This is a genomic window from Mesorhizobium sp. M7A.F.Ca.CA.001.08.2.1 (assembly GCF_003998455.1).
Taxonomy (GTDB): Bacteria; Pseudomonadota; Alphaproteobacteria; order Rhizobiales; family Rhizobiaceae; genus Mesorhizobium; species Mesorhizobium ciceri.
This window is the reverse complement of the sequence record NZ_RZPW01000613.1, coordinates 1-3,909: the sequence shown is the minus strand read 5'-3', so window position 1 is coordinate 3,909 and position 3,909 is coordinate 1. Positions and strand designations below refer to the sequence as shown.

The window sequence follows — 3,909 nt, the reverse complement described above, 5'->3', positions numbered from 1 at the left end:
CCAGGACCTCGAAGGACCTGACCGGGCATGTCTGGGCCGGCAGCGGCATCAAGCTGACGCTGGTCGCCACCGACGATGCCGGGCACACCGCATCGAGCGAAACCAAGACGCTGCTGATGCCGGAGCGGCCTTTCGCCAATCCGCTGGCACGCGCCGTGATCGAACAGCGCCGCCTGCTGGCGCTCGACGCCAACGCCAAGCCGCGCGTGCTCGACCTGATGGACGCCATCACGCTGCGGCCGGAAGACACGTTCGACAACATGTCCCACTACCTCGCCATCATGAGCGCCCGCACCCGGCTGAAGATGGCCGACAGCGACGATCAATTGCGCAGCGAGGTCTCCTATCTCTGGGAAATCGCGCTCGGCATCGAGGAAGGCAATCTTTCGGCCGCCGAAAAGCGGCTGCGCCAGGCGCAACAGGCGCTGCAGGACGCCATCAAGAATGGCGCCAGCGACGCTGAAATCGAAAAGGCGATGAAGGAACTGCGCGAGGCGATGAACCAGTTCCTGCAGGAATTCGCGGAGCGCGCCAAGCAAAATCCCAACGCCCCGCAGATGCAGCAGAATGGCCAGGAACTGCGCCAGAGCGACATCGATCGCATGATGGACCAGATCGAGAACCTGGCGAAGTCCGGTGATCGCGACAAGGCCCAGCAATTGCTGTCGCAACTGCAGGACATGATGAACAATCTGCAGGCCGGCCGTCAGCAGCAAGGCGGCCAGCAGGACAGCGAGATGCGCCAGCAGATGGACAAGCTGGGCGAGATCCTGCGCCGTCAGCAGGAGATGATGAACGACACCTTCCGCATGGATCAGATGCAGCGCGGCGAGCGCCAGCGCGGGCAGAACCGTGACGAGCAGCTCGGCGAAGGCGGCCAGGATGAGGACAGACCCGGCGTCGGCGAAGACCGCGATCCGCTAGCCCGGCAAAAGCCGATGACGCCCCAGGAATTCGCCGATGCGCTGAAACAGCTGCAGCAGGGTCAGGGCCAGTTGCAGAGCGACCTCGAACAGCTGAAGAAGGGCCTTGAAGGCATGGGTATGGAGCCCAATGAAGGATTTGGCGAGGCCGGCAAGTCCATGGGCAATGCCGAACAGGCACTCGGCGAGGGCGAAGGCGATGCGGCCGTCGGCCATCAGGGCCGGGCGCTGGAAGCGCTGCGCAAGGGCGCCAAGGACATGATGAAGCAGATGCAGGCCATGCAGGGCGACCAGGGTGGCGGCGAGGAAGGCGGCCGCCAGCAGAACGCCGATCGCGATCCGCTCGGCCGGCCGCGCGCCAGCCAGGGTCCCGATTTCGGCGATTCGGTGAAGGTGCCCGACGAGATCGACGTCCAGCGCGCCCGCCAGATTCTGGAAGCGATCCGCAAGCGGCTCGGCAATGCGCTCAGCCCTGACATCGAACGCAGCTATCTGGAACGGCTGCTCGAGCTGAAATAGAGCAATTCCAGGAAATGTGTGAAGCGGTTTTCCGTCCGGAATTGCGAAAAAACAAGGGGATCGCCGCCCCCGTCCATCCCACCTGAAAACCCTCTCGCACGGTTGCACCACCATGCCCAGACTTGGCGCCGTCACACCCATCCTGCGCATCTTCGACATTGCCAAGGCGCGTGAATTCTATGTCGGCTTCCTCGACTTCAAGGTGCAGTGGGAACATCGCTTCGCCGACGAGGCGCCGCTCTACATGGCGATCGGCCGCGACGGCTGCGTCCTGCATCTCAGCGAACATCATGGCGACGGTGCACCCGGCATCGCCGTGCGCATCGAGGTCGAGGACATCACGGCTCTTCATGGCGAGCTGATCGGCAAGAACTACCGCTTCGCCAGGCCAGGCGTGGAAGAGACGCCTTGGAAGACCCGCGAAGTATCGGTCGCCGATCCGTTCGGCAACAGGCTGCATTTCTACGAGGATGCCGCCGGCTGACTGAGCCTGTTGACGAAGGCTTCGCGGATCGCATCCTGCATGCCGTCGATCGCCTCGCCTGACGCGTTCGGGTTGCGGTGCATCACCACGTTCGAGGAATCGATGGCGCCGAATCCGTCCGCCGTGGTCAGTTCACGACAGCCGTCCGGAATGTTGCTGCGCGAGATCGGCGCGATCGCCAGTCCGGAGGTGACGGCGAGCTTGAGGCCGCCGGTGGTGTCGCTGGTATAGGCGACACGATAGGCAAGATCGCGCTGCTCCAACGACTTGATGGCGAAGTCCTTGCACCAGCCGGCCCGGTTGTAGAGCGCGATCGGCACCGGCTGTTCCTCATGCATGTGATGCAGCGACGATGTCACCCACACGGTCGGGTCGTGCATCAGCACTTCGCCGCCGGCGGGATCCTGCCATTCGAACACCACGCACAGATCGAGCTCGCCGGCAGCGAGCGCCGCCATCTGTGCCCCGGAATGGGCATAGCGCACGGTGACCTCGACCTGCGTATGACGCTTCGAGAAAGCGCCGAGCGCGCGCGACAGGATGGCGTGGCCATATTCCTCCGGAATGCCGATGCGCACCGGCCCGCCAAGCGGCGCTGCCGCCATCGATGCCGACGTCTCGTCGAGCAGCGAGACGATGCGGCGGGCGTTGACGATGAGTTCGCCGCCGCGCCGCGTCAACGCGACGCCGCGCGAACCGCGCTCGAACAGGCTGGCGCCGATCAGATCTTCGAGCTTCTTCATCTGCATCGACACCGCGGATTGGGTGCGGCCGGCCTGCTCCGCCGCCTTGGTGAAATTGCCGGTCTCGGCAATCGCCACGAAGGTGCGCAGGAGGTCGCTGTCGAGGGTCGGCCGCATGAAATCCGTCATAAGAGAATTTGATTGCTGGCATCATTCCAATTCGTTTGCAACATGTCAAACGGCGGATGATAGTCGCCTCACCCATTGGATATGCGGCTGCGAAATCAGCCGCGGACCAATCAAGAGTCCTCACTCGTGCCCGCTGCCCGAAACGGTGGCGGGTTCTTTTTACCCCGCAGGCGGCAGCTTCGGATCGTACGCGCAGGAGCCTGGATGCAGATGCAAAATCGGATGGTGGGCGGCATCCTGAGCCTGTGCCTCGGCGTGCTGGTCTTTTCGCTGCAGGATCCGCTCGTCAAAGCCGTGTCGAGCGGTTATCCAGTGACCGAGGTGATGGCGATCCGCTCGATCGTCGCTCTGCCGATCCTGATCGTTCTGGTGCATGCCGATGTCGGCTTGCGGGCGATCCTGTCGAAGCGATTCGGCATGCTGACGGTGCGCGCCTTCATCCAGTTCACCTCCTATACGATGTACTACCTGGCCATCGCCGCCTTGCCGCTTGCCGATGCGGTGGCGCTTTATTTCATGGCGCCGCTGTTCATCATGGTGCTGGCCGGGCCCTACCTTGGCGAGCGCGTCTCCTGGCAGACACTGGCAACCGTGCTGATCGGCTTGTTCGGCGTCCTCGTGATGCTGCGCCCCGGCGCAGGGCTGTTCGACTGGGCAGCGCTGCTGTCGCTGGGCTCGGCGGCGCTCTATGGTTTTTCGCAGCTGATGGCCCGCAAGATCGGCGACACCGAATCGTCCACCGTGATGGCCTTCTATCAGAACGGCGCCTATCTGGTTGGCGCCGCCGTGGTTGCCGGCGCGTTTCACCTTGCCGGCATAACCCACGCCGTCCACCCCAGCCTGGAATTCCTGGTACGGCCATGGCTTTGGCCGACGCTGCCGGATTTTCTCAAGATGGCCGCCTGCGGCTTCGTCGCCTCCGCCGGCATGATCCTGCTGTCGCAGGCTTACCGGATGGCGCCGGCCAACCGCGTTGCCACCTTCGAATATACCGGCATCCTGTGGTCGCCGCTGTGGGGTTTCCTGTTCTTCGCCGAGGTGCCGCGGTCGACGACCGTGATCGGTGCCGCCTTGATCATCGGCGCCGGCCTGCTGGCGCTCAGCACCGAAC

Annotated in this window: 4 protein-coding genes; 3 read left to right on the top strand and 1 reads right to left on the bottom strand. The window is 63.9% G+C overall.

The features are described from left to right. Positions 1 to 1,442: TIGR02302 family protein (locus EN914_RS27455; protein WP_127389386.1), on the top strand; the 1,442-nt coding region annotated here is incomplete at its 5' end. A gap of 112 nt (positions 1,443 to 1,554) precedes the next feature. Further along, complete coding sequence (locus tag EN914_RS27450; protein WP_024503768.1) at positions 1,555 to 1,926, top strand: glyoxalase superfamily protein; 372 nt, start codon at positions 1,555 to 1,557, stop codon at positions 1,924 to 1,926. On the opposite strand, the gene EN914_RS27445 is transcribed toward EN914_RS27450, so the two are convergent. Next, entirely contained in the window at positions 1,905 to 2,786 is an 882-nt protein-coding gene (locus EN914_RS27445) for a LysR family transcriptional regulator (RefSeq protein ID WP_024503767.1), read from the bottom strand. The genes EN914_RS27450 and EN914_RS27445 overlap by 22 nt on opposite strands. Positions 2,787 to 3,008: 222 nt before the next feature. Here EN914_RS27445 and EN914_RS27440 point away from each other — a divergent pair. Beyond that, on the top strand, positions 3,009 to 3,909 hold a 901-nt coding region (locus EN914_RS27440; protein ID WP_164778953.1), incomplete at its 3' end, for a DMT family transporter.